Source organism: Janibacter terrae (assembly GCF_039636765.1).
Taxonomy (GTDB): domain Bacteria; phylum Actinomycetota; class Actinomycetes; order Actinomycetales; family Dermatophilaceae; genus Janibacter; species Janibacter terrae.
Genome location: NZ_CP144167.1, coordinates 2,109,390 through 2,132,266, shown reverse-complemented (window position 1 = coordinate 2,132,266; position 22,877 = coordinate 2,109,390). Strand labels below are relative to the sequence as shown.

Sequence of the window (22,877 nt, the reverse complement as noted above, 5' to 3'; positions counted from 1 at the left end):
AGCCTAGACCGTGACCAGCGCCCGGACGTCACGCCCCGCGAGGGCTGCCCGCCCGTCGAGGACCGCGATCTCCACGAGGATCTCCACCGCCGGCACGACCGCCCCGCAGGACTCGAGGAGCTCGCACGCCGCGCGCGCGGTGCCCCCGGTCGCGAGCACGTCGTCGACGACGAGGACCCGCGAGCCCGCGGCGACCGCGTCCTCGTGGACCTCGATCCGGGCCGAGCCGTACTCGAGCGCGTAGTCGAGCCCCACGGTGGTCCCCGGCAGCTTCCCCGCCTTGCGCACCGGCACGAACCCGACGCCCAGCTCGAGGGCCACCGCGGCCCCGAAGATGAAGCCACGGGCCTCGAGACCGGCGACGAGGTCGACCCGGCCGTGCCAAGGCCGTGCGTGCGCCCGCACGACGTCCGCGAAGAGCGCCGCGTCCGCGAGCAGCGGGGTGATGTCCTTGAAGGTCACGCCCGGCTCGGGGAAGTCGGGCACGTCCCGCAGCGCGACGAGGATCCGCTGCTCCATCGGGGTCCGGCTCACCGGCTGCCCCGTCGGTTGCGCGGCGTCTTCTTCGGCTGGTTGCGCGGACCGGCCGACTGGGCGTACTTGTGCACGGCGCGACCGGTGACGGTCTGCGGGGTCTCCCCGGCGACCGGCTCTGCATCTCTCGACGAGACCGACGTGCTCGGCGCCGACGTGGAGGCGGCGGGGGTCGCCCCCTTCGTCGTCGTGGGCGCGGCGCCGGCGGGCACGGACTCGCGAAGGGGGGTCCGCACCGGCTGCTTGGCCGCGGCCTTGTCGAGGGCGAGGACCTCCGGGTCCTTGCGCCGCAGGTCCACCAGGAGCGGGGTCGCGATGAAGACCGAGGAGAAGGCGCCCACGGTCATGCCGATGAACAGCGCGAGCGAGAGGTCGAGGAGGGTGCCCGGACCGAGCTTGGCGAACCCGATGACCAGGACCGCGAGGATCGGCAGCACGGCGATGACCGTGGTGTTGACCGAGCGGACGAGCGTCTGGTTGACGGCGAGGTTGGCCGCGTTCGCGAAGGTCGAGCGCTTGTTCTGGAAGGCCGCTCGGGTGTTCTCCTTGACGTGGTCGAAGACGACCACCGTGTCGTAGAGCGAGTAGCCGAGGACGGTCAGGAAGCCGATGAGCGTCGCCGGCGAGACCTCGAAGCCGGTCCACGTGTAGATGCCCACCGTGATGAGCATGTCGTGGGCGAGGGCGACCATCGAGGCGAGGGCCATCTTCCAGTTGCGGTAGTACAGCGCCATGAGCGCCGTCGTGATGATGATGAAGACGACGAGCGCGCGCAGGGCCTGCTGGCTCACCGAGGCACCCCACGAGGGGCCGATGAAGCTGGAGCTGACCTTGTTGCTCTCGACCCCGAAGGTCGTGGCGAGCTGCTGCGCGACCTCGCGCGCCTGGTCACCGTCGAGCTCCTCGGTCTGGACGCGGATCGTCGTCCCGCCGAGGGTGGAGACGTTGGCAGAGGCGGCGTTGCCGGCGACCTCGCGGACCGCGGCGGTCGCCTCGTCCTCGTAGTCGGCCGGGGCACCCGAGGTGGCGACGCGGAACTCCGAGCCACCGGTGAACTCGAGGCTGAGGTTGAGCCCCTGCACGAGGAACCCGAGGGCGGCGACGGCCATGATCACGGCCGAGATGATGTACCAGGTCCTGGACTTGCCGACGAAGTTGATCGACCGGTCGCCGGTGTACAGGTCGTTGCCCCACTGGGCCATCCGACTGCTCATGACACGCTCCCCTCGGCGGCGGACACTGCGGGCGGGACGTCCACCTGGCCCCGGCCGCGGTAGCGCAGCTTGACCTCACGCAGGGTGTCGACGTCGAAGCCGGACCACGCGTGACCGGACGCGAAGAACTTGTTGCGCGCGAGGATCGTCAGCAGCGGGTGCGTGAAGAGCCAGAAGACGATGAGGTCGATGAGCGTCGTGAGGCCGAGCGTGAAGGCGAAGCCACGCACGCCCGAGCTCGCGAGGACGTAGAGGACGACGGCTGCGATGAGGTTGACGCCGTCGGCCACGAGGATCGTGCCCTTGGCGCGGGCCCAGCCGGCCTCGACGGCGGCGCGCAGGTTGCGTCCCTCGCGCAGCTCGTCCCTCACCCGTTCGAAGTAGACGATGAAGCTGTCGGCGGTGACACCGATGGCGATGATCAGGCCGGTCACGCCGGCCATGTCGAGACGGTAGTTGTACCCCCACGCCAGCAGGGCGATCGACAGGTACGTCATGCCGAAGGCGATGAGCATCGACCCCATGACGACGACCGACAGCGCGCGGTACTGCAGCAGCGAGTACAGCAGCACGACGAAGAGGCCGATGATGCCGGCGATGACGCCGTAGCGCAGCTGCTCGGAGCCGAGCGTCGGGCTGATCTCCTGACGGGTCTGCACGTCGAAGGAGAGCGGCAGCGCGCCGAACTTCAGCGACTTGGCGAGGGCGCGCGCCTCCTCGATCGGGAAGCCGGAGATGCTCGCCTGCCCGTTGGGGATCGCCTCGTTGAAGCCGGGGTCGATGAGGACCTGCGAGTCGAGGACCGCCGCGAGGGCGTTGTAGGAGCCGGGCGGGTTGGTCGGGGAGGCCGGGGACAGCCCGGGCAGCTGGACCATCTTCGTGGAGATGTCCCCGTACTCGCCGCGACCCTTGCTCGTGAGGGTCAAGGAGATCTCGGGCTCGTTGGTCTGCTGGCCCTGCGGGCCGACCCGGTAGCCGGCCTCGGCGTCGGCGATCTCGGTACCGGCCACGACGACCGGGCCGAGCACGTACTTCAGCGAGCCGTCCTGCTTGCAGGCGACGATCGGCTCGGTGGTCTTGGTGTCGGGACGCTGCTCCGGCGGCTTGGAGCAGTCGAGCTCCTGGAACTGGTTCCAGACCTCGGTGGTGATGTTGTTGGGGTCCAATGGGCCGGTGGGCTTGCCGGACGGCGTCCAGCTCTGCGTGGGCGCCCCGGTGGGCGCGGCGCTGGTGCTCTTGGGACTGGTGCTCGGGGACGTCGTCGCCGCGGTGCGGGCACGGTCGCGGGATGCAGAGGTCTCGCTGCTGCGGCTGGCGCTGGGCCGCGGGGAGGTCGAGCTCCCGCTCGGCTCCGCGGCACCCGATGTCGGGCTCGAAGAGCCGGAGCCGGTCGCGGAGGGCTGCGGCTGGAGGAGCTCAGGGCTGCCGATGTCGGTGGCCAGGACCGGGCGGAACTGCATCTGCGAGGACGCCGCGATGGCGTCCTCCTGCTCCTTGGTCGGGGTGCCGGGCATCGCGACGACGATGTTGGAGTCACCCTGCGTGGTGACCTCGGCGCCGGTGGTGCCCTGCGAGTCGATGCGCTGCACGATGATGTCGCGCGCCTCGGCGAGCTGCTCCTGGGAGACCGACCCGCCGCCGCCGACGCGGGGCTCGAGGACGATCTGGGTGCCCCCTGCGAGGTCGAGTCCGAGGCGCGGGGCCCAGCTCGCGTCCTTCTGCAGGACGCCGTAGCCCAGGGCACCGGTCATGACGACGACCATGGCGAACAGCCACATCAGGGTGCGCTTGGCGTGGTCCTTGCGGGCCACGTCCCGCGTGCGTCGACGCTCCGCCATGTCAGCCCTGCCCGGCCTGGTCGTCGACCGGCCCGGTCGGCCCGGCGGGCCCGGTCGGCTCCGCCTTCATGCCCACGGCGCGACGGTCGAGCGTGAGCACGGTGCCCGGCGCGACCTCGAGGCGCACCCGGTCCGTGTCCAGCTCGGTGATCCGACCGAGGATCCCGGAGGTCGTGAAGATCTCGTCCCCCACCTGCAGCGAGGCGGAGAACTCCGCCATGGTCTTCTGCCGCCTGCGCGCGGACCAGAGCATGAATCCGATGAGGACCAGCGGCAGGACGAGGAGGAGCAGGCTGGCGGTCTGCGAGCCTTGGTTCATGAGTGAGGACTTCCTGGGTCGGGACTGGTCGGTCGGCACGACGTCGCAGTGGCTCGGGGAGGCCCGAGCCAGTGGCCGAGTCTAGGTCAGGGCCGTTGCCCTCACCAACGGACACGCGCCCCCGTCGGGTTCCGGTTGGGATCAGCCCAGCCGCCCGGTCTCCGGCCCGTCATCGAGGCGAAGGGGGACCTGCTCGCCCGCCGGTGCGGTGAGGCCCAGGTGCTCCCACGCCGTCGCGGTCGCGATGCGCCCGCGGGGGCTGCGCACGATGTACCCCTGTCGCACGAGGTAGGGCTCGGCGACGGTCTCGACGGTGTCGGTCTCCTCGCCGACCGCGACCGAGAGCGTCGACAGACCGACCGGTCCCCCGCCGAAGCGTCGGCAGAGCGCGTCCAGCACGGCCCGGTCGAGCCGGTCGAGCCCGGCGGCGTCGACGTCGAAGAGCGTGAGGGCAGCCCGGGCCGCGTCGAGGTCGACCTGACCGCTGCCGTGGACCTGCGCCCAGTCGCGCACCCGACGCAGCAGCCGGTTGGCGATGCGTGGCGTGCCCCGGGACCGGGTGGCGATCTCGGCGAGCGAGTCCTCGTCGGCGACGACGCCGAGCAGGCGCGCGCTGCGGGCGAGGATCCGCTCGAGGTCGGCGACCTCGTAGAAGTCGAGGTGGCCGGTGAAGCCGAAGCGGTCGCGCAGCGGCGCGGGCAGCAGCCCGGCGCGCGTGGTGGCGCCGACCACGGTGAAGGGGGGCAGCTCGAGCGGGATGGCCGTCGCCCCGGGCCCCTTGCCGACGATGACGTCGACGCGGAAGTCCTCCATGGCGAGGTAGAGCATCTCCTCGGCCGGCCGGGACATGCGGTGGATCTCGTCGAGGAACAGCACCTCGCCCTCCGCGAGCGAGGACAGCACCGAGGCCAGGTCGCCCGCGTGCTGGATCGCCGGGCCCGAGGTGACCCTGATCGGCTGCTCGAGCTCGGCGGCGACGATCATCGCCAGGGTCGTCTTGCCGAGCCCCGGCGGGCCGGACAGCAGCACGTGGTCCGGCGGGGACCCCCGCCGGCGGGCGGCCTCGAGGACGAGGCCGAGCTGGTCTCGCACCTTGGGCTGGCCGGGGAACTCGGAGAGCCGTCTCGGGCGCAGGGCCGCCTCGACGGTCGTGTCCTCGTCGGTCCCGCCGGCGTCGACGATGCGGGCGGTCGCGTCGAAGGAGCCGTCGCCCTGCCGCGGGTCCTCGTCGGCCACCTTGATCTCGGAGCTGAAGCCGCTCATCGGGCGAGCACCTGCAGGGCCGCGCGCAGGGCGCTGGAGACATCGCCTCCGGCGTGGTCGTCCGCCACCCTGGCCACGGCGTCGGCGGACTGCTTCACCGAGTAGCCCAGGCCGACGAGGGCCTCGACCACCTGGTCCTGCCAGGAGCCGACGGGGGCGCCCGCCCCGGGGCCGGCCCCGCCGCCGGGCACCTGCGGGAGCTTGTCGCGCAACTCGAGGGCGATGCGCTCGGCGCCCTTCTTGCCGATGCCGGGCACCTTGGTCAGGGTCGCGATGTCGTCGCCGGCCACGGCCGCGGCGAGGTCGTCGGGGCTGAGCACGGACAGGATCGCCAGCGCGACGCGCGGCCCGACCCCGCTCACGGTCTGCGCCAGCTCGAAGGTGTCCCTCTCCCCCACGGTCGCGAAGCCGTAGAGGGTCATCGAGTCCTCGCGCACGACCATGGTCGTCGCGAGCTCGACCGGGGCTCCGGTGCGGCAGCCGGCGGCGACCGACGGCGGGGTGTGCACGAGCAGGCCGACGCCGTGGACGTCGACGACGACCCGGTCGAGCCCGACGTGCCGGGCGGTGCCGGTGACGGAGGCGATCACGGGCCGGCCACCGCCCGCAGCCGTGCCCGCTCGCTGGCCGCCGCGAGCTCGCGCCGGGCGGAGCCGGCCCCACGCCACTGGTGGCAGATCGCCAGGGCGAGCGCGTCGGCGGCATCGGCCGGGGTGGGGGCCTCGGGCAGCGACAGGATGCGCGTGACCATCGAGGTCACCTGGCTCTTGTCGGCCCGCCCGGAGCCGGTGACGGCGGCCTTGACCTCGGTCGGGGTGTGCAGCGCCACCGGCAGGCCGCGGCGGGCACCGGCGAGGAGCACGAGCCCGCTCACCTGGGCGGTGGTCATGACGGTCGGCACGTGGTCGGCGGCGTAGACCCGCTCGAGCGCGATCGCGTCCGGGTCGAAGCGGTCCAGCCAGGCATCGAGCTCGTCCTGGACGTACGCGAGCCGGTCCCCGGTGTCGCGGTCGCTGGAGGTGCGCACGACGCCCACGGCCACCATGCGCAGGGCCCGGGCCTCACCTTCGACCACGCCGAGGCCGCACCGGGTGAGGCCGGGGTCCACGGCAAGCACGCGCACGTGCACCCTCCTGTCGTCGACTAGAACACCTGTTCTACTCGAGACTACGTGTCGACGGCGCAGGCGGCGCCGTCGACACGCCGGGGTCACTCGGCTTCGGCCTCGAGCTCGGCGAGGACCTCGTCGGACACGTCACCGTTGGTGTACACGTCCTGCACGTCGTCGCTGTCCTCGAGGGCGTCGATGACGCGCATCATCTTCTTCGCGCCCTCCTTGTCGAGGGGCACCTGCATGCTCGGCAGGAAGGAGGCCTCGGCGGAGTCGTAGTCGACGCCGGCCTCCTGCAGCGCGGTGCGCACCGCGACGAAGTCGGTCGCCTCCGAGACGATCTGCCAGGACTCGCCGAAGTCGTTGATCTCCTCGGCGCCTGCCTCGAGCACGATCTCGAGCAGGTCGTCCTCGCTCTTCTCCGTCTTGGGCACCATGACGACGCCCTTGCGGTTGAAGAGGTAGGCGACGGAGTTGGGGTCGGCGAGGTTGCCGCCGTTGCGGGACAGCGCGGTCCGCACCTCGGTCGCCGCGCGGTTCTTGTTGTCGGTGAGGCACTCGATGAGGATCGCGACCCCGCCCGGTGCGTATCCCTCGTAGGTGATGTTCTCCCAGTCGGCGCCGCCGGCCTCGGCCCCGGAGCCGCGCTTGACCGCGCGGTCGATGTTGTCGTTGGGGACCGAGCTCTTCTTCGCCTTCTGGACCGCGTCGTAGAGCGTGGGGTTGCCGGAGAGGTCACCACCGCCCGTGCGGGCGGCCACCTCGATGTTCTTGATGAGCTTGGCGAAGAGCTTGCCGCGCTTGGCGTCGATCGCCGCCTTCTTGTGCTTCGTGGTTGCCCATTTGGAGTGGCCGGACACGTTGGTCTCCTCGTACTGGCTGGCAGGTGGTCCGAGGATCGATCCTACGCGGAGCCGTGCACCATCTGGACGAAGAGACGGTGCACGCGGTGGTCACCGGTGACCTCGGGGTGGAAGCTCGTGGCGAGCAGACGGCCCTGCCGGACGACGACGGGGTGGGTCTCCCCCTTCGCCTCGACGGACGCGAGCACCTCCACTCCCGGCCCGGCCTCCTCCACCCACGGGGCGCGGATGAACACCGCACGCACCGGACCGCCGTCGACGCCGACGACGTCGAGGTCGGTCTCGTAGGAGTCCACCTGACGCCCGAAGGCATTGCGCCGCACCGTGATGTCGATGCCCCCAAGGGTCTGCTGGTCCCGGTGCCCGTCCAGGATGCGGTCGGCGAGCAGGATCATCCCGGCGCAGCTGCCGTAGACCGGCATCCCCTCCGCGATGCGGGAGCGAAGGGGGTCGCGCAGGTCGAAGATGCGGGTCAGCTTGTCGATCGTGGTCGACTCGCCGCCGGGCAGGACGAGCGCGTCCACGCTCGCCAGCTCCTCGCGGCGACGGACCGCGAGGGTCTGCGCGCCTGCCCCCGCCAGCGCGGCCAAGTGCTCCCGGACGTCGCCCTGGACGGCGAGGACGCCGATGACGGGACGGGTGCGGTCTGTCATGGGCGGAATGTAACCGTTTGAGGTCGGTGACGTCGGGTAGCGACAGGGCGCACCACCCCACACCAACCCCTCTGGAGGACGTCATGGGCAAGATCACGATGCTGGCTGCAGGAGCCGTGGGCTATGTGCTCGGTACCCGAGCCGGCCGCGAGCAGTACGACAAGCTGAGCACGCAGGCCAAGCGCGTCTGGCGTGACCCGAAGGTGCAGCGCAAGGCCGGTCAGGCCCAGGAGGCTGCCGTCGGTCTGGGTCACAAGGCCGAGGAGAAGGTCACGTCGAAGGTCAAGGAGCACACGGGAGGCGACTCCTCGGGGACCACGACGAGCCCGACCCCGGGCACGGGCACGATGGGCGTGGGCGATGTCCACCGCCCCACCACGGGGAGCGACACGCCCGGCGGGGGCACCTTCGCCTGATGCCCGCGACGCAGGGCGCACGCCGACGCCGGCCGGGACAGCACGTCCCGGCCGGCGTCGTCGCTCGGCCCGTCGTCACCAACCGCGCTCGGCGAGGCGGTGCGGCTGCGGGATCTCGTCGACGTTGATGCCGACCATCGCCTCGCCGAGGCCGCGGGAGACCTTGGCCAGGGTGTCGGGGTCGTCGTAGAAGGTCGTCGCCTTGACGATCGCCTCGGCGCGCTGCGCCGGGTTGCCGGACTTGAAGATGCCGGAGCCGACGAAGACGCCCTCGGCGCCGAGCTGCATCATCATCGCGGCGTCGGCCGGGGTCGCGATCCCACCAGCGGTGAAGAGCACGACCGGCAGCTTGCCCGCGGTCGCGACCTCCTTGACGAGCTCGTACGGCGCCTGCAGCTCCTTGGCTGCGACGTAGAGCTCGTCCTCGGGCAGACCCTGGAGATGGCGGATCTGCTGGCGGATCTGGCGCATGTGCGTGGTGGCGTTGGAGACGTCGCCGGTGCCGGCCTCACCCTTGGAGCGGATCATCGCCGCGCCCTCGGTGATACGCCGCAGCGCCTCCCCGAGGTTGGTCGCACCACAGACGAAGGGGACGGTGAAGTTCCACTTGTCGATGTGGTTGGCGTAGTCGGCCGGGGTGAGCACCTCGGACTCGTCGATGTAGTCGACGCCGAGGGCCTGCAGGACCTGCGCCTCGACGAAGTGCCCGATGCGCGCCTTGGCCATGACCGGGATCGAGACGGCCTCGATGATCCCGTCGATCATGTCCGGGTCGCTCATCCGCGAGACCCCACCCTGGGCACGGATGTCGGCCGGGACACGCTCGAGGGCCATCACGGCGACCGCGCCCGCGTCCTCGGCGATCTTCGCCTGGTCCGGGGTGACGACGTCCATGATGACGCCGCCCTTGAGCATCTCGGCCATGCCGCGCTTGACCCGCGCGGTCCCGGTCTCGGTCGTCTCGTCGCCCATGGTCTTCTCCCTCGTCCGTGGCCCGGCACGCAGGCCGATTGTTTGATCTAGGCCAGAAACTAGCACGGCACAGGTCAAACCAGGCCTGACCGTCCGCGGCGTGGGAACCACACCTAGACTGCGGGCGTGGGTACCGAGGCAGCACTGATCACGGGTGGCACGGCCGCCGAGATCGCCGACAGCGTGCGGGGTCTCGTCGAGCGCGGCCACCTCTCCCCCGGCGAGGTCCTCCCGCCGGTGCGTGCCCTGGCCGAGCAGCTCGGCGTCAACCGCAACACGGCAGTGGCCGCCTACCGCGTGCTCGCCCGCTCGGGTGTCGTCGTCTCCCAGGGCCGTGCCGGCACCCGCGTCGCCCGGCGCTCCCGGGTGCCGCAGGAGGGCTTCGCGGCCGCGGGCTCCCTGCGCGACGTCGGGACCGGCAACCCAGACCCCCGCCTGATCCCCGACCTCGGTCCGGCCCTGGCGGCCGCTGCCGGACGGCACGTGCTCTACGGCGAACCGACGATCGACCGCGACCTGCTGGCCTGGGCCCGCGAGTGGATGGCGCCGGACGTGCCGGCGGACGCCGACGAGCTGCGCCTCACGCTCACCAGCGGTGCGGTCGACGCCGTCGAGCGGCTCCTCGCCCAGGCACTCCTGCGCGACGACACGGTCGCGCTCGAGGACCCCTGCTTCCTCGCGAGCATCCACCTCGCCCAGCTCGGGGGCTACCGCGCCGTTCCCGTCCCCGTCGACGCGGAGGGGATGACCGTCGACGGACTGCGCCGCGCCCTGGAGCAGGGGGCGCGGGCGGTGGTGTGCACGCCCCGGGCCCAGAACCCGACCGGCGCGTCGCTGAGCGCCCGCCGCGCCGAGGCCCTGCGGGCCGTGCTGGCCGCGCATCCCTACGTCCTCGTCGTGCAGGACGACTACTTCTCCTACCTGTCCCGCCGGCCCTTCCACTCGATCATCGGGCCGGAGCACCAGCGCTGGGCGCTCGTGCGCTCGGTCTCGAAGTTCGCCGGACCGGACATGTGCCTCGCCGTGACGGCGTGCGACGCCGACACGGCCTCACGGCTGGAGATGCGCCTCAGCCCCGGCACCACGTGGGTCAGCCACCTGCTGCAACGCATCACCCACTCGGTCATGACGGACGAGGCCGCCCTGGCCCTCATCGACCGCGCGAGCTCGCACTACGCGCAGCGCAATGCCGCCTTCGCAGCGCTGCTCACCGAGCGGGGTCTGGCGACGGCGGCCGGCGACGGGATGAGCCTGTGGGTCGGCCTGCCCGTCGCCGCTCGCGAGGTCGCCGAGCGGCTGACCCGGCGGGGCTGGCTGGTGCGCACCGGTGACGACTTCCGTCTCGAGGAGACCGACGAGCCCTCGCGCCACCTGCGCCTCACCGTGCACGACCTCGACGACGAGGACGCGGCGACGCTGGCCACGGACATCGTCGCTGCCGTCCACGAGAGCGGCTGAGCGCCTACGGCAGTGGGTGCCCCGGACCGCTCGGGGGCGGCGGGGGCGTCCCCGGCGCACCCGGCGCGGGCGGCGGCAGCTGCGTCCCGGTCGACGGGGGCGGCTGGTGTCCCGACCCGCCCCCGAAGGGAGGCGTCCCTCCGCCACCGCCACCGCCACCGCCACGACGGCGGTTCCAGACGAGGTAGGCCACGACCGCGAGGGCCGCGAGCGGCAGGAGGCAGCACAGCAGCAGGAGGAAGCCGAACCCACCTCCGCCACGGCGTCGGCGCCGCCGACGGCGCCTGGCGGCAGGCACCGCGCTCAGCGCCTGGTCCCCGAGCAGCACGACGAGCTGGGCACCCAGGAGGTGCCCCAGCCCGATGCGCGGCAGTCCGGAGAGCGTCAGCAGCTCGTTGATGGGGGCGACGAGGGTCAGGTCCGCCGGAGTCATGGGTCGATCATGCCCCGTCACCGGCCGGCTGGGGAGCGGTGGGGGTCACTCCCCCGGCAGGGTGTCGTCGAACTCCACGGTCTGCGGCAGGTCGGCGTGGCCGGCGAGCCGGAAGAGGCCCACGACGCGCTTGGTGCGCACCCGTTGGACCTCCTTGACCGCCTCGTTGTGGAAGCGGCGAGCGAGCTGCACGCGCAGGCTCGCCTCGCGGACCCGCTCGAGCGTGACCGCGCCGGGATCCCCCTTCGCCCGGATCTCGCGGGTGACCTCCGGCGGGAGGGCCGCGTGGAGGATCTCGGTCAGCTCGCTCTCGACGCTCTCGCGGCCCGCGAAGTGCTGGCCCTCGAGGAGGTCGGACTCGAAGGTGCGCTCGTTGACTAGCTCCAGCGACTGGCTCGCGGCGGCCGCGAGCAGGAAGCCGCTCGCCGGGTCGAGCGCCCCGCTGTTGGCCAGCTCGAGGCTCGCCTCGGCGCGACGCACCACGTGGGCGTCGAGCGCGGACAGGGCCCCCTCGACCTTGGCGTGCAGCCGGTCGAGGCGCGCGGCGCTGTAGGAGAGGTACCAGGCGAGCACGAGGAGCACGCAGACGACGACGGCGACCCAGCTGAGCGCGGTCATGCGCGGTCACCGCCGAGCCCCGGCCGCAGGCGGGTGACGTCTCGCGGCGCGGGACGTGCGTCGAGGACCGTCTCGTAGACGGCCAGGATCTCCTTGGCGACGACCTGCCAGTCGAAGACCCGCGCCCGCTCCTGCCCGAGCTCGGACAGTGCCCGCAGGCGCGCCGGGTCGCGGAGCAGCTCGACCGCGCGGGCGGCGAGGTCCTCGGGGCGCTCGTTGGCGAAGGTGGCCCCGGCCATCCCCAAGCGGCCACCGTCGAGGACCCGCTGGAAGGCGGCGAGGTCGCTGGCGAGCACGGGCGCCCCGGCAGCCATCGCCTCGACGAGGACGATCCCGAAGCTCTCGCCCCCGGTGTGCGGCGCGACGTAGAGGTCGGCCGAGGCGAGGGCGGCCGCCTTGTCCTCGTCGGAGAGCGCCCCGAGGAACTCCGTCGCGGCGAGCACCCGCTCGGTCAGCCGCGCCCTGGCCGCGTCGAGGGACCCCGGGCCGACGACGAGCAGCCGTGCGCCGGGCACCTCGTCGAGGATCGCCGGCATCGCGGCCGCGAGGACCTGCAGGCCCTTGCGCGGCTCGTCGATCCGGCCGAGGAAGACGAGGGTCGGGCGGCCGGGAGCACCGGTCCACCGCGGGTCGCGGGTGGCCTGCGCGAAGGCCCGGGTGTCGACACCGTTGGGGATGACGACCGCGTCGCCACCGATGTGGGTCGTCACCGTCCGGCGGGCGTCCTCCGAGACGGCGATCCGACCGTGGATCTTCTCCAGCGACGGGCGCAGCAGCGGGTACGCCGCCTGCATGACGCGCGAGCGGACGTTGGACGTGTGGAAGGTCGCGACGACCGGGCTCGTGGCGGCCCACAGCGCGAGAATCGACAGGCTCGGGGCGAGCGGCTCGTGGATGTGCACGACGTCGAAGTCGCCCTCGTCGAGCCACCGGCCGACGCGGGCGGCCGCCACCGGGCCGAAGAGCAGCCGGGCGGTCGAGCCGTTGTAGCGGATCGGCACCGCCCGGCCCGCGGGCACGACGTACGAAGGGAGGACCGTCCCCTCGTCTGCGGGCGCCAGGACGGACGCGTGGTGGCCGTGGGCGATGAGGTACTCGGCGAGGTCCCGGATGTGGAACTGCACCCCACCCGGCACATCGAAGGAGTAGGGGCTGACGAGCCCGATCCTCATGCGGCCTCCTCGCGGGCGGCCGGGCGCGCGGGGTCGAGATCCTCGACGAAGACGCGCTGCATCATGTGCCAGTCCTGCGTGTGCTCCGTGATCGCCCGCCCGAAGGCGTCGGCGCAGGCCTGGGTCGCGCGGGCCACGGCACCCGGGTCGCCGGGCGGAGGGACGTCGACGGCCTCGTGGATCGTCACGACCATGCCCCAGGTGCGGCCGACGCGCTCGTGGCGCAGCGTCACGGGGTAGAGCGGGTAGCCGCTCTCGACCGCCAGCGCGGCGGGGCCGGCGGCCACCCGGGCGCGGTGCCCGCACAGGTCGACCTCGATGCCGCTCGAGGACAGGTCACGGTCGGCCAGCAACGGCATGACGACCGGGTCCCCCGTCTCGAGCTGGGCGCGCAGCTTGGCGAAGGTGCCTCGCTCCGCCGGGTGGATCACCATGCCCAGGCCCTCGCGGTAGTCGAGGAAGGCGCGGAACATCTCCTCCGGCTCCAGGCGCTCGGCGACCGTGACGACGGTCCCGAGGTGGCGGGCGCACCACACGCCGGCGAGGTCCCAGTTGCCGGTGTGGCCGAGGAAGCACAGGACGGGGCGGCCGGCGAGCAGGTGCGACTTCAGCTCGGGCATCGCGCCCTCGTACCTGACGATCGAGTCGACGCGGTCCCCGCGGACCGCGGGGAGGCGGAAAGCCTCGACGTAGTAGCGCAGGGCGGCCCGGACCCCCTTCGCCACGAGCTCCTCGAGCTGCTCGGGGGTCAGCTCAGGGCGCACCCGTGCGTAGTTGGCGCGCAGCCGCTGCACCGACGTGCCGTTGCCGGCGTACGTGCGGTCGGCGGCGAGGTCGAAGACCCGGTAGGCCACGCCCGTCGGCAGGACCCGCAGGACCCGCCACGCCAGGAGGAAGGCCCAGACCGTGACCCGTCGACGCAGCCGGGTCACGAGGACGCGGGTGTGGAGTCGGCGGACTCTGCGGCGATGCACTGCTGGCGGACGAAGAGCACCCGTTGGAGGATCGTGACGACGCTGGCGACGGCGAGCACCGCGAGCACGACCTTGAGCACGATCTCCGGCAGGCCGAGGCCGACGAGACCGGTCGTCACGAGTGCGGCGACGAGCCGGTCGGCGCGCTCGGCGATCCCGACGCTGGCGGTCATGCCGAGGCCCTCGGCGCGTGCCCGGGCGTAGGAGACGACGCTGCCGAGGACGAGGCAGGCCAGCGCCAGCCAGGCCATGACACGGTCGTCGCCGCCCTGGAAGAACCAGATCGCCAGGCCGGAGAAGATCGCCGCGTCACCGATGCGGTCGAGCGTCGAGTCGAGGAAGGCCCCCCACTTGCTCGTGCGGCCCTGCAGGCGGGCCATGACGCCGTCGATGGTGTCGGAGAAGACGAAGGCGGTGATGACGAGGACGCCGACGAGCAGCTCCCCGCGGGGGAAGAAGACGAGGGCGCCGAGGCAGACACCGATCGTGCCCACGATGGTCACGACGTCGGGGCTGATGCCCAGGCGGATGAGCAGTCTCGCCACCGGGGTCAGGATCCGGGTGACGGCGGCGCGTGCGTATCGATTGAGCATCTCGGGAGACAGCGTAACCGGCGTGGGGCTTGCCCAAGGCGAACGACTCCGGTTGGGTGAACGGGTGCACCTGACCCCGGCGTCCCGGATGTGGCGCCTCGTCGTCGGGGGCCTCGTGCTCGGGGGTGTGGCCGCGGGGACGCTCGTCGGCGACGACCAGTGGTGGCCGATGGCCCCGATGTCGCAGTACGCCTTCTCGGTGGACGACGAAGGGGGTGTCATCGACTCCCCGTACATGGTCGCCGAGACCACGGACGGTGATCGGGTCCGCGTCGAGCTGAGCCGCGAGGCCCTCGGCATCGAGCGCAGCGAGATCGAGGGCCAGCTCGGCTCGATCGTCGCCGACCCGTCGAAGCTGCAGGCCGTCGCCGTCCTCCACCAGCGCCGCCGCCCCGACGAGCCGCGCTGGGCACTAGTCGAGGTGCGCACCCGGCGCATCGTGCTCGGGGCCGAGCGCACGGAGACCGACGAGCTGCTCGCCCGCTGGCGGGTCCGCTCCCCGCAGGACCCGGAGCGGGGGTTGTGAGCCGCTGGCTGTGGGACCAGCTCATGCCGCAGGTCCCGCTCGCCCGGGTCGCGTGGCTGCGTCGGTTCGTCTACGCCTTCGTCGTCTTCGACGTGCTCGTCAACGTCACGGACCCCATCCCCCACGGCGACGTGCCGGCCGACCTCTACCGGCCGCTCGTCGTGCGCGAGCTGCTGCACCTGCCGGCGCCGACGCCGCTGTACGTCGAGGCTCTGAGGGTGGTGGTCCTCGTCGCCGCCCTCGTGGCGATGACGGGTCGCGCGCCGCGCTTGGCCGGGTGGGTCTGCGCCTTCGGGATGCTCGACTGGGTGTCCAACGCCTTCTCCTACAGCAAGGTCGACCACGACCACTTCGCGCTCATGGTCGCGCTCTTCGTCCTGCCGACCGTGGGGCGCGCGTCGACGGCCGAGGTCGACGTGACGAGCCGGGCAGCCGGCTGGGCGGTCCGGATGATCCAGGCGGGCGCGGTCTCGGTCTACTTCCTCTCGGCGCTCGCGAAGTTCCGTTTCGGCGGGTGGGGCTGGGCCAACGGCGCGACCTTCGTGTGGGCCTTCAGCCGTCGCGGCAACTGGTTGGCGCAGTGGATGGCCGGCTACCCGTGGCTCGTCCACGCCAGCCAGTGGGCGCTGCTCGGGCTGGAGCTCGCCTCACCGCTCCTGATGTGGCTGCGTGGCCGGTTCCTCGCGCTCGGCGTGGGACTCTTCGTCGGATTCCACGTCATGACGCTCTACCTGCTGCACATCCACTTCCTGCCGCTCGTGGTGTGCCTGACCGCCTTCGCGCCGCTGGAGCGGATCAGTCCGTGGGCCACGCGTCGACGAGAGCGGCGCGCGCGTCCTCGAGCAGGATCGGCAGCGCCTTCGTCTGGGCGATGATCGGCAGGAAGTTCATGTCGCCGCCCCAGCGGGGGATGACGTGCTGGTGCAGGTGGGCCGCGACGCCGGCACCGGCGACCGCGCCCTGGTTCATGCCGAGGTTGAAGCCGTGCGGGCTGGACGTCGTCTGCAGGACCCGGATCGCGGTCTTGGTCAGCGCGGTGAACTCCGCCGTCTCCTCGTCGGTGAGGTCGACGTAGAGCGAGACGTGGCGGTAGGGGCAGACGAGCACGTGACCGGCGTTGTACGGGAAGAGGTTCATCACGACGAAGCAGGTCTCGCCGCGGTGCACGACGAGCCCCTCGGCGTCGTCCTTGTCGGGCGCGGCGCAGAAGGGGCAGCCGTCACCGGCCTCGTCGCTCGGCCGCTCCCCGGTCACGTAGGCCATGCGGTGCGGCGTCCACAGACGGTCGAAGCCGTCCGGCACCCCCGCGAAGGAGCGCTCGTCCTCGAGCGGTCGGTCGTGGGAGTGGGTCATGTCCCCGATCCTGTCACGACGAAGGGAGCCACTCACGCAGCCGGTCCCGCGGCGCCGTGAAGCCCATCGCGTCGAAGAACGGACGGCCCGCGTCGCTCGCGTTGAGGCGCACCCAGCGCACGCGCTCGGCCGCGGCGGCCTCCTGGACCGCGTGCACGAGACGGGTGGCCACCCCCCTTCGCCGCAGGTCCGCCGAGACGTAGACCTGCTGGACGTACCACCACTCCGGCCGCCCGGGCAGGCCGAGCGTCGGCAGCTTGCGCACGCGCAGCGCGAGCACGCAGCCGACCGGGCGGCCGTCGCCCTGCTCGGCGATCCATCCGCGGTACGACTCGAAGTCGGCGAGGAAGGCGTCGGCGTAGGCCAGCAGGAACCCGTCGCGCGGGGCGTGCCCGCGCTCCCGGTCCTGCTGCACCCGCAGCGCCGCGAGGGCGAAGGCGTCGTCCCGCTCGACGGGCCGGATCCGCGTGTCCATGACCGCAACCTACCGGGGTCGGGCGGGGGTCAGGCCGGGTCGGTCCCCGCCGACGGTCCCGGGTTGACCAGGCTCGGCGCACCGATGACCTGGGCCTTGGTCGAGATCGCCTCGAGCACGCGCTCCATGGCGGTCTCGATCGGCAGCCCGTTCTCCTGGGACCCGTCGCGGTAGCGGAAGGAGACCGCGCCGTTGCTGCGGTCCTCCTCGCCGGCGATGAGGGTGAACGGCACCTTGGACTTGCTGGCGTTGCGGATCTTCTTGGGGAAGCGGTCGTCGCTCTCGTCGAGCTCGACGCGGATCCCCTTCGCCCGCATCCGCTGGAGCACGTCCCACAGGTAGTCGTTGTACTCCTCCGCGACCGGGACGCCGAGGACCTGGACGGGGCTGAGCCACACGGGGAAGGCGCCGGCATAGTGCTCCACGAGCACGCCGATGAACCGCTCGATCGAGCCGAACTTCGCCGAGTGGATCATCACCGGCTGCTGGCGCGAGCCGTCCGCGGCCTGGTACTCCAGCGCGAACCGGTCGGGCGAGGGCTGGTTGAAGTCGTACTGGATCGTGCTCATCTGCCAGGTGCGACCGATGGCGTCCCGGGCCTGCACGGAGACCTTGGGACCGTAGTAGGCGGCGCCGCCCGGGTCCGGCACGAGCTCGAGACCGGTCTCGGTGCAGACCTCCTCCAGGACCCTGGTCGCCTCCGCCCAGTCCTCGTCGGAGCCGATGAACTTGGCGCTCTTGTCGCCCTCCTCGTCGCGGGTGGACAGCTCGAGGTAGAAGTCGTCGAGCCCGAAGTCGCGCAGCAGCCCGAGGACGAAGTCGAGCAGGTGGCGGATCTCGTCGGGCGCCTGCTCCTTGGTGACATAGGAGTGGCTGTCGTCCTGGGCGAAGCCGCGCACCCGGGTCAGGCCGTGGATGACACCGGACTTCTCGTGTCGGTAGACGTGGCCGAACTCGAACAGGCGCAACGGCAGCTCACGGTAGGAGCGCTGCCTGGAGCGGTAGATGAGGTTGTGCATCGGGCAGTTCATGGCCTTGAGGCGGTAGTCCATGCCGTCGACGTCGAGGGCGGGGAACATCCCCTCGCCGTAGTAGGGCAGGTGCCCGGATGTGTGGAAGAGCCCCTCCTTGGCGATGTGCGGCGTCCCGACGTACTCGAAGCCCTCCTCGATGTGCCGCGCGCGGACGTAGTCCTCCATCTCGCGCTTGATGACGCCACCCTTCGGGTGGAAGACGGGCAGACCGGAGCCGATCTCGTCGGGGAAGGAGTACAGGTCGAGCTCACGACCGAGCTTGCGGTGGTCCCGCTTCTCGGCCTCGGCGAGACGGTCGAGGTAGGCCTTGAGCTCGTCTTTGCTCGGCCACGCCGTCCCGTAGACGCGCTGCAGCTGCGGGTTCTTCTCGCTGCCGCGCCAGTAGGCCGCGGCGCTGCGCATGATCTTGTAGGCGTTGCCGATGACCTTGGTGCTCGGCACGTGCGGGCCGCGGCACAGGTCCCCCCAGGCCCGGGTGCCGTCGCGGCGGACGTTGTCGTAGATCGTCAGCTGCGCACCGCCCACCTCGACGGACGCGCCCTCGGCGGCCTCCTCGGAGGCGCCGCCCTTGAGCCCGATGAGCTCGCACTTGTACGGCTCGTCGGCCAGCTCAACGAGTGCGTCGTCGTCGCTGATCTCCCGGCGCACGAAGGTCTGGCCCTCGTTGATGATCCGTTGCATCGCCTTGTCGAGGGCCTTGAGGTCCTCAGGGGTGAAGGGCTCCTCGACGTCGAAGTCGTAGTAGAAGCCGTCCCGGATCGGCGGGCCGATACCGAGCTTGGCCGTGGGGTTGATCTGCTGGACGGCCTGGGCGAGGACATGGGCCGTGGAGTGGCGCAGGACGTCGAGACCGTCCTGCTCCGCGGCCGTCACCGGCTCGACGACGTCACCCTCGGCGACCTCGTGCGCGAGGTCCCGCAGCTCGCCGTTGACCCGCGCGACCAGCACGGCGCGGTCCCCCTCGAAGAGGTCCGCCGTGGTGGTGCCCGGGTCCACCGATCGCTCGTCTCCGGCGACGTTGATGGTGATCTGGGCAGACACGTGGAGCTCCTGGGGGACGGTTCGCGGTGCCCGGCCGGGCACCCGTCGAACTCTATCCCCGCGGTGAGGGCCACCCCAACGCCGTTTCGCCACATCCGTTGAGTACGACGTCTCAGGTCCGCGCTGTCCCGCGAACCTAGGGTCGGGGCATGCTCGCCACGGATCGACGCCTCCTGCCCCACACCGCCTGCTGGTTCGGCGCGCTCAGCCTGCTCGCCGTCCTGTGCTTCCACTTCCCCGAGCTGCTCACCAGCCAGGAGTTCCGGACCGTGTACACCTCGCACTTCGCCCGCGGCCTGCTGCTCCTCGGTCTCGTCTCCACCTTCGTCGTCGGCACGTTGGCCGTGCTGGCCGGCCAGCACCGCCGCCTCGCGATCATCGGCCTCGTGGCAGCGGGGGTGGCGCTCCTGCTCGGCGGCCCGGACGTGCCGATGGACCCGATCGAGGCGACCCCGTACTCGCTGGGCGTCGACTGGTTCATCCTCTCGCTGGTCTTCTCGGCACTCGTGTTCATCCCCCTCGAGCACTACCTGGCGCACCGCCGGCACCCTGTGCTGCGCACCGGCTGGCGGACGGACGTCTGCTACTTCTTCCTCAGCCACGTGCTCGTGCAGCTCATCCTCATCGTCGTGACGGCGTCCACGACGACCGTGGCCTCGGCCATCGCGATCGACCAGGTCCAGTCACGCGTCGTCGACCTCCCCTTGTGGGTGCAGGTCCTGGTCGCCGTCTTCGTCGCCGATCTGGCCCAGGCCGTCCTGCACCGGACCTACCACCGCACCAGGACGCTGTGGAGGTTCCACGCGGTGCACCACTCCAGCAGGGACCTCGACTGGCTGGCCGGGTCACGTGTCCACCTCGCCGAGACGGTCCTCACCCGCAGCATCGTGCTGCTGCCGCTCATGGTCCTGGGCTTCTCGACGCCCGCGGTCAACGCCTACGTGATCATCGTCGGGCTCCAGGCGGTCGTGGCCCACGCCAACATCGGGGTGCGCCTCGGGTGGCTCGAGTACCTCGTGGTGCTCCCCCGCTATCACCACTGGCACCATGCCCGGCACGTCGACTACTGGGACCGCAACTACGCGATCCACCTGCCAGTCGTCGACATGCTGATGGGCAGCTTCAGGCTCCCGCGCGACGGCAGCTGGCCGCAGGAGTACGGGGTGCTCACGCTCGAGACGGTGCCCCGCGGCGTGCTCGCCCAGCACCTGATGCCCTTCCGCGGGGACCGGGAGTACGACTCGTTCGTCGCCTGAGCCTGGCAGCGCGGGTTCAGGTCTGCATTCCCCTAGGTGTAACTGGGCATGACCTTGGTGACACGGGTCTTGGCGCGGCTGGCTGGGGGTTGGTCCCCGATGGCGCTGTGTGGGCGATGGTAGTTGTAGTGGGTCACCCAGATCTGTAGCTGTCGTCGGCGGGCTTCTTCGGAGGGGTAGGCGTCGGCGTAGAGGACCTCGCGGGCCATGGTCTGCTGGTAGCGCTCGACCTTGCCGTTGTGCTTGGGCGTGTAGGGCTTGATCCGCTTGTGCTTCGAGGCGAAGGAGAGCACCGAGCGGGTGAAGTTCTTGGCGCGGTAGCAGGACCCGTTGTCGGTGACGATGCGGGTGATGCGGGTGATGCCGTGCGCGGCGAAGAAGACCCGGGCGCGGGCCAGGAACGCGATCGCGGTCGCGGCGCTCTCGTCGTCGTGGGCCTCGGTGTAGACCATCCGGGTGAAGCCGTCCACGGCCGAGTGCAGGTAGGTGTAGCCCACCTTGGCGCCGCGGTGGTGTCCTCGCAGGCCGCGGGCCCGGTCAGCGTCCGAGCCGCGGCCGTGGACGCGCCACCCGCCCCCGGGCGGGATGCGTCCGACCTTCTTCACGTCCAGGTGGATCATGTGCCCGGGGTAGCGCGCGATGATCTTGCCGGCGGGCTGCTGGCGCAGGGGCTGCCCGTCGACGTCCAGGTCCCGCAGCCGGTTCAAGCCCTCGCGGCGCAGGATCCGGGCGATGGTGCACACCGCCACATTCGTGCCCTCATCGGCCAGCGCCAGATGGATGCGCCGCGCGGACCACTTACGGCGCCGCAGCTCGATGATCCGCTCGACCACCGGTTCGGCAGTCGCGCTCGGGGAGCGTTGTGGCCGGCTGGAGCGGTCGTGCAGCCCTTCCTCGCCGTGCTCGCGGTAGCGGGCTACCCATTTGGACAGGCACTGGCGTGAGATCGCGGCCTCGGCTGCGACGTGCGCGATCGGCCGCGGGCCGGCCTCATCATTGGCCTGACCCAGCACTCGCTCGATCAGACGTAGGCGACCACCAGGGGTCATCGGGGCATTAGCGTGGGACACAGGGCAGGTTCCTTTGGCTGGCTCGTGATGAACGGCTTTGACACCCTCATCCTGTCGCCACGGGGACCTGCCCGCCCTGTTACGCCCCTCCTCGTGTCACCAACCTCATGCCCCGCAACACCTAGGGCAATGCGGGTTCAGATCTGCATTCCCCTAGGGCAATGCGGGTCCAGGCACGCGAAGGGGAGGTCAGTCCAGCCGGTCGGCCGCGACGACGCTCCACATCACCTTGTCGACGGCAGTGCGGGCCACGCCGCGCCCGCCTCGAGGAGGCGGCCGCCTACCTCGACGTGGCCCCGCTCGTCGTCCGGGTCGCGCACGACGTGCCGGTCGGGGACCTCGACCTGCACCTGCCGCCGGACATCGTCGACCCGGTCGCGATGAGCCGGATGGCCATCGAGCACGACCTCACCGGACCCTTCGACCGGGTGGGCACCGCCCTTCGCTCCGTCGCCCCCTGACCCGAGCCCCTGACTCTGCATTCCCCTAGGGCAATGCGTCGAGCAGCCGACTGGTTGACTGGCCGGGTGCTCGTCTCCCGGATCGGCCTGACCCCGCTCAAGGGCGCCCGCCACCGCGACCTGCGGCGGGTGCGCCTCGAGCGCGACGGGCCCGTCGGCGATCGCGCGCTGTGCCTGGTCGACGACGCAGAGGCACGCGTGCTGCGTACCGTCGAGAACCCCCGGATGCTGCTCGTGGACGCGCAGTGGGACGGCACGACGCTCACGACCCGCACCCCCGGCGGGTGCGAGGTGAGCGCTCGGCCCGCCGCCACCGGCGAGGAGCTCGTCGCCGACTACTGGGGACGGGAGGCCACCCTGCGCCTGCTGGACTGCCCGCACGCCGCGCAGCTCGGCGCGCACCTGGGTCGCCGGGTCCGGCTGGCGCTCGTCGACCCCGGCGCCGTCGTCTACGGCGCGCCGGTCAGCATCGTCACCACGGGCGCCCTGGCCCGGCTCGGCGAGACCGAGGACGCCAGGTTCCGCGCCACCCTGACCCTGCGCGCGGACCAAGACCCTGCGCCGGGCACGGTGCTGCGGCTCGGGGACGCCACGCTGCGGGTGCGCGCGCGCATCCCCCGCTGCCGGGTCATCGACATCAACCCGGCGACGGGCGTCATGGACACCCGCCATCTCGCGTCGCTCGTGGACCAGCCGCGCCCGACGGGCGAGCTCCCCTTCGGCGTCGACGCCGAGGTGCTCGTCGCCGGCGACGTCGCGGTCGGTCAGCCGGTCTCGGTCATGCCCTCGTAGATCCCGATGGGGTTGCCGTCGGGGTCGCCCAGCACGGCGAACCAGCTCGTCTCGCTGATCGGCGACTTCTCCATCAGGACGGTCCCACCAGTGGCCTTGGCCTTGGCCAGGACCTCGTCGATCGAGTCGACCTCGACGTAGGAGCGAGGGTGCTCGAACCCCTCACCGCGGGGCGCGAGGCCGCCACCGCTGATCTTGTTGGGCGCCTGCCACATGGGGTACCCCTCGTAGCCGGGGACCTCGGCGATCTGCCAGCCGAACAGGCCGCTGTAGAAGCTCGTGGCCGCCGACAGGTCGGTGACCGGGATGTCGATGTGCGTGATGTCTCCGTGTGCCATGGATCGAGCATGGCACCGGGGTGTGACGGCCGCCACGTCCATGACGCGAACGGTCGCCCGTGGCCCACACCGGCTGCCACCACGGCACGGGAAGGCCCGC

Annotated in this window: 27 protein-coding genes; 7 read left to right on the top strand and 20 right to left on the bottom strand. The window is 71.7% G+C overall.

Features of this window, described 5'->3' with window-relative positions; genetic code table 11:
- Positions 1–3: 3 nt before the first annotated feature.
- From V3C34_RS10375 to pdxT, 9 genes are all read right to left on the bottom strand, one after another.
- Complete coding sequence (locus V3C34_RS10375; RefSeq protein WP_428832223.1) at positions 4–519, bottom strand: adenine phosphoribosyltransferase; 516 nt, start codon at positions 517–519, stop codon at positions 4–6.
- Between the two features lie 11 nt (positions 520–530).
- The gene (gene secF / locus V3C34_RS10370) at positions 531–1,748 is read right to left on the bottom strand and encodes a protein translocase subunit SecF (RefSeq protein ID WP_245634687.1); all 1,218 of its coding nucleotides are present in this window, start codon (positions 1,746–1,748) and stop codon (positions 531–533) included.
- A complete protein-coding gene (secD, locus tag V3C34_RS10365; protein ID WP_346007025.1) occupies positions 1,745–3,586 on the bottom strand; it encodes a protein translocase subunit SecD in 1,842 nt (613 codons plus the stop codon). Before secD ends, secF begins: the two co-directional genes overlap by 4 nt.
- Position 3,587: 1 nt before the next feature.
- The gene (gene yajC, locus V3C34_RS10360; protein ID WP_068421656.1) at positions 3,588–3,905 is read right to left on the bottom strand and encodes a preprotein translocase subunit YajC; all 318 of its coding nucleotides are present in this window, start codon (positions 3,903–3,905) and stop codon (positions 3,588–3,590) included.
- A 141-nt stretch (positions 3,906–4,046) separates the two neighbouring features.
- A complete protein-coding gene (gene ruvB / locus V3C34_RS10355) occupies positions 4,047–5,168 on the bottom strand; it encodes a Holliday junction branch migration DNA helicase RuvB (protein ID WP_068421658.1) in 1,122 nt (373 codons plus the stop codon).
- Positions 5,165–5,758 (bottom strand): Holliday junction branch migration protein RuvA, encoded by a 594-nt coding sequence (gene ruvA / locus V3C34_RS10350; protein ID WP_338538148.1) that lies wholly within the window; start codon positions 5,756–5,758, stop codon positions 5,165–5,167. The genes ruvB and ruvA overlap by 4 nt, the downstream gene beginning before the upstream one ends.
- Positions 5,755–6,291, bottom strand: a complete 537-nt coding sequence (gene ruvC / locus V3C34_RS10345; protein WP_068325396.1) for a crossover junction endodeoxyribonuclease RuvC — start codon at positions 6,289–6,291, stop codon at positions 5,755–5,757. The genes ruvA and ruvC overlap by 4 nt, the downstream gene beginning before the upstream one ends.
- Positions 6,292–6,377: 86 nt before the next feature.
- Entirely contained in the window at positions 6,378–7,139 is a 762-nt protein-coding gene (locus V3C34_RS10340) for a YebC/PmpR family DNA-binding transcriptional regulator (protein ID WP_068324426.1), read from the bottom strand.
- A gap of 44 nt (positions 7,140–7,183) precedes the next feature.
- Positions 7,184–7,795, bottom strand: a complete 612-nt coding sequence (gene pdxT / locus V3C34_RS10335) for a pyridoxal 5'-phosphate synthase glutaminase subunit PdxT (RefSeq protein ID WP_346007021.1) — start codon at positions 7,793–7,795, stop codon at positions 7,184–7,186.
- An 83-nt stretch (positions 7,796–7,878) separates the two neighbouring features.
- On the opposite strand from pdxT, the gene V3C34_RS10330 reads away from it, so the two are divergent.
- Complete coding sequence (locus V3C34_RS10330; protein WP_338538150.1) at positions 7,879–8,211, top strand: hypothetical protein; 333 nt, start codon at positions 7,879–7,881, stop codon at positions 8,209–8,211.
- Positions 8,212–8,286: 75 nt separating this feature from the next.
- Here the strand turns inward: V3C34_RS10330 and pdxS are convergent, their stop codons facing one another.
- Positions 8,287–9,183, bottom strand: coding sequence for a pyridoxal 5'-phosphate synthase lyase subunit PdxS (gene pdxS, locus V3C34_RS10325; RefSeq protein WP_346007019.1), 897 nt, complete (start codon positions 9,181–9,183; stop codon positions 8,287–8,289).
- Between the two features lie 126 nt (positions 9,184–9,309).
- Here pdxS and V3C34_RS10320 point away from each other — a divergent pair, with 126 nt between their 5' ends.
- Entirely contained in the window at positions 9,310–10,641 is a 1,332-nt protein-coding gene (locus V3C34_RS10320; protein WP_068324438.1) for an aminotransferase class I/II-fold pyridoxal phosphate-dependent enzyme, read from the top strand.
- A gap of 4 nt (positions 10,642–10,645) precedes the next feature.
- Here the strand turns inward: V3C34_RS10320 and V3C34_RS10315 are convergent, their stop codons facing one another.
- The 5 genes from V3C34_RS10315 to pgsA are packed head-to-tail and all read right to left on the bottom strand — an operon-like array spanning position 10,646 to position 14,431.
- The gene (locus V3C34_RS10315) at positions 10,646–11,074 is read right to left on the bottom strand and encodes a hypothetical protein (protein ID WP_068324441.1); all 429 of its coding nucleotides are present in this window, start codon (positions 11,072–11,074) and stop codon (positions 10,646–10,648) included.
- 45 nt (positions 11,075–11,119) lie between these two features.
- A complete protein-coding gene (locus tag V3C34_RS10310; RefSeq protein ID WP_346007017.1) occupies positions 11,120–11,692 on the bottom strand; it encodes a hypothetical protein in 573 nt (190 codons plus the stop codon).
- Positions 11,689–12,864, bottom strand: coding sequence for a glycosyltransferase family 4 protein (locus V3C34_RS10305; RefSeq protein WP_346007015.1), 1,176 nt, complete (start codon positions 12,862–12,864; stop codon positions 11,689–11,691). The genes V3C34_RS10310 and V3C34_RS10305 overlap by 4 nt, the downstream gene beginning before the upstream one ends.
- Complete coding sequence (locus V3C34_RS10300) at positions 12,861–13,796, bottom strand: phosphatidylinositol mannoside acyltransferase (protein ID WP_068324450.1); 936 nt, start codon at positions 13,794–13,796, stop codon at positions 12,861–12,863. Before V3C34_RS10300 ends, V3C34_RS10305 begins: the two co-directional genes overlap by 4 nt.
- On the bottom strand, positions 13,793–14,431 hold the full coding sequence (gene pgsA, locus V3C34_RS10295) for a phosphatidylinositol phosphate synthase (RefSeq protein WP_068324453.1): 639 nt from the start codon (positions 14,429–14,431) through the stop codon (positions 13,793–13,795). Before pgsA ends, V3C34_RS10300 begins: the two co-directional genes overlap by 4 nt.
- A gap of 64 nt (positions 14,432–14,495) precedes the next feature.
- Between pgsA and V3C34_RS10290 the strand changes: the two genes are divergently transcribed.
- Both V3C34_RS10290 and V3C34_RS10285 read left to right on the top strand, forming a co-directional pair.
- Positions 14,496–14,957, top strand: coding sequence for a hypothetical protein (locus tag V3C34_RS10290; protein ID WP_346007012.1), 462 nt, complete (start codon positions 14,496–14,498; stop codon positions 14,955–14,957).
- Positions 14,954–15,832, top strand: a complete 879-nt coding sequence (locus tag V3C34_RS10285) for a hypothetical protein (protein WP_174522855.1) — start codon at positions 14,954–14,956, stop codon at positions 15,830–15,832. Before V3C34_RS10290 ends, V3C34_RS10285 begins: the two co-directional genes overlap by 4 nt.
- Here the strand turns inward: V3C34_RS10285 and V3C34_RS10280 are convergent.
- The 3 genes from V3C34_RS10280 to thrS are packed head-to-tail and all read right to left on the bottom strand — an operon-like array spanning position 15,753 to position 18,860.
- Positions 15,753–16,310 carry an HIT family protein gene (locus tag V3C34_RS10280; protein WP_068324459.1) on the bottom strand — a complete coding sequence of 186 codons (558 nt, stop codon included), beginning with the start codon at positions 16,308–16,310 and terminating at the stop codon, positions 15,753–15,755. The genes V3C34_RS10285 and V3C34_RS10280 overlap by 80 nt on opposite strands.
- 13 nt (positions 16,311–16,323) lie before the next feature.
- A complete protein-coding gene (locus tag V3C34_RS10275; RefSeq protein WP_346007009.1) occupies positions 16,324–16,785 on the bottom strand; it encodes a GNAT family N-acetyltransferase in 462 nt (153 codons plus the stop codon).
- A gap of 29 nt (positions 16,786–16,814) precedes the next feature.
- Positions 16,815–18,860, bottom strand: coding sequence for a threonine--tRNA ligase (gene thrS / locus V3C34_RS10270; protein WP_346007007.1), 2,046 nt, complete (start codon positions 18,858–18,860; stop codon positions 16,815–16,817).
- Between the two features lie 149 nt (positions 18,861–19,009).
- On the opposite strand from thrS, the gene V3C34_RS10265 reads away from it, so the two are divergent.
- Positions 19,010–20,116, top strand: coding sequence for a sterol desaturase family protein (locus V3C34_RS10265; protein ID WP_346007006.1), 1,107 nt, complete (start codon positions 19,010–19,012; stop codon positions 20,114–20,116).
- Positions 20,117–20,148: 32 nt separating this feature from the next.
- Here V3C34_RS10265 and V3C34_RS10260 read toward each other — a convergent pair whose 3' ends face one another.
- Positions 20,149–21,186: an IS481 family transposase gene (locus tag V3C34_RS10260; protein ID WP_068321680.1), complete on the bottom strand. Its 1,038-nt coding sequence runs from the start codon at positions 21,184–21,186 to the stop codon at positions 20,149–20,151.
- Positions 21,187–21,476: 290 nt separating this feature from the next.
- Between V3C34_RS10260 and V3C34_RS10255 the strand changes: the two genes are divergently transcribed.
- Together V3C34_RS10255 and V3C34_RS10250 are read left to right on the top strand one after the other, a co-directional pair.
- A complete protein-coding gene (locus V3C34_RS10255) occupies positions 21,477–21,647 on the top strand; it encodes a hypothetical protein (RefSeq protein ID WP_211596765.1) in 171 nt (56 codons plus the stop codon).
- Positions 21,648–21,680: 33 nt separating this feature from the next.
- Positions 21,681–22,439: an MOSC domain-containing protein gene (locus tag V3C34_RS10250; protein WP_346007003.1), complete on the top strand. Its 759-nt coding sequence runs from the start codon at positions 21,681–21,683 to the stop codon at positions 22,437–22,439.
- On the opposite strand, the gene V3C34_RS10245 is transcribed toward V3C34_RS10250, so the two are convergent.
- On the bottom strand, positions 22,412–22,777 hold the full coding sequence (locus V3C34_RS10245) for a VOC family protein (RefSeq protein ID WP_068324474.1): 366 nt from the start codon (positions 22,775–22,777) through the stop codon (positions 22,412–22,414). The two genes, V3C34_RS10250 and V3C34_RS10245, sit on opposite strands and share 28 nt — an antisense overlap.
- Positions 22,778–22,877 lie beyond the last annotated feature (100 nt).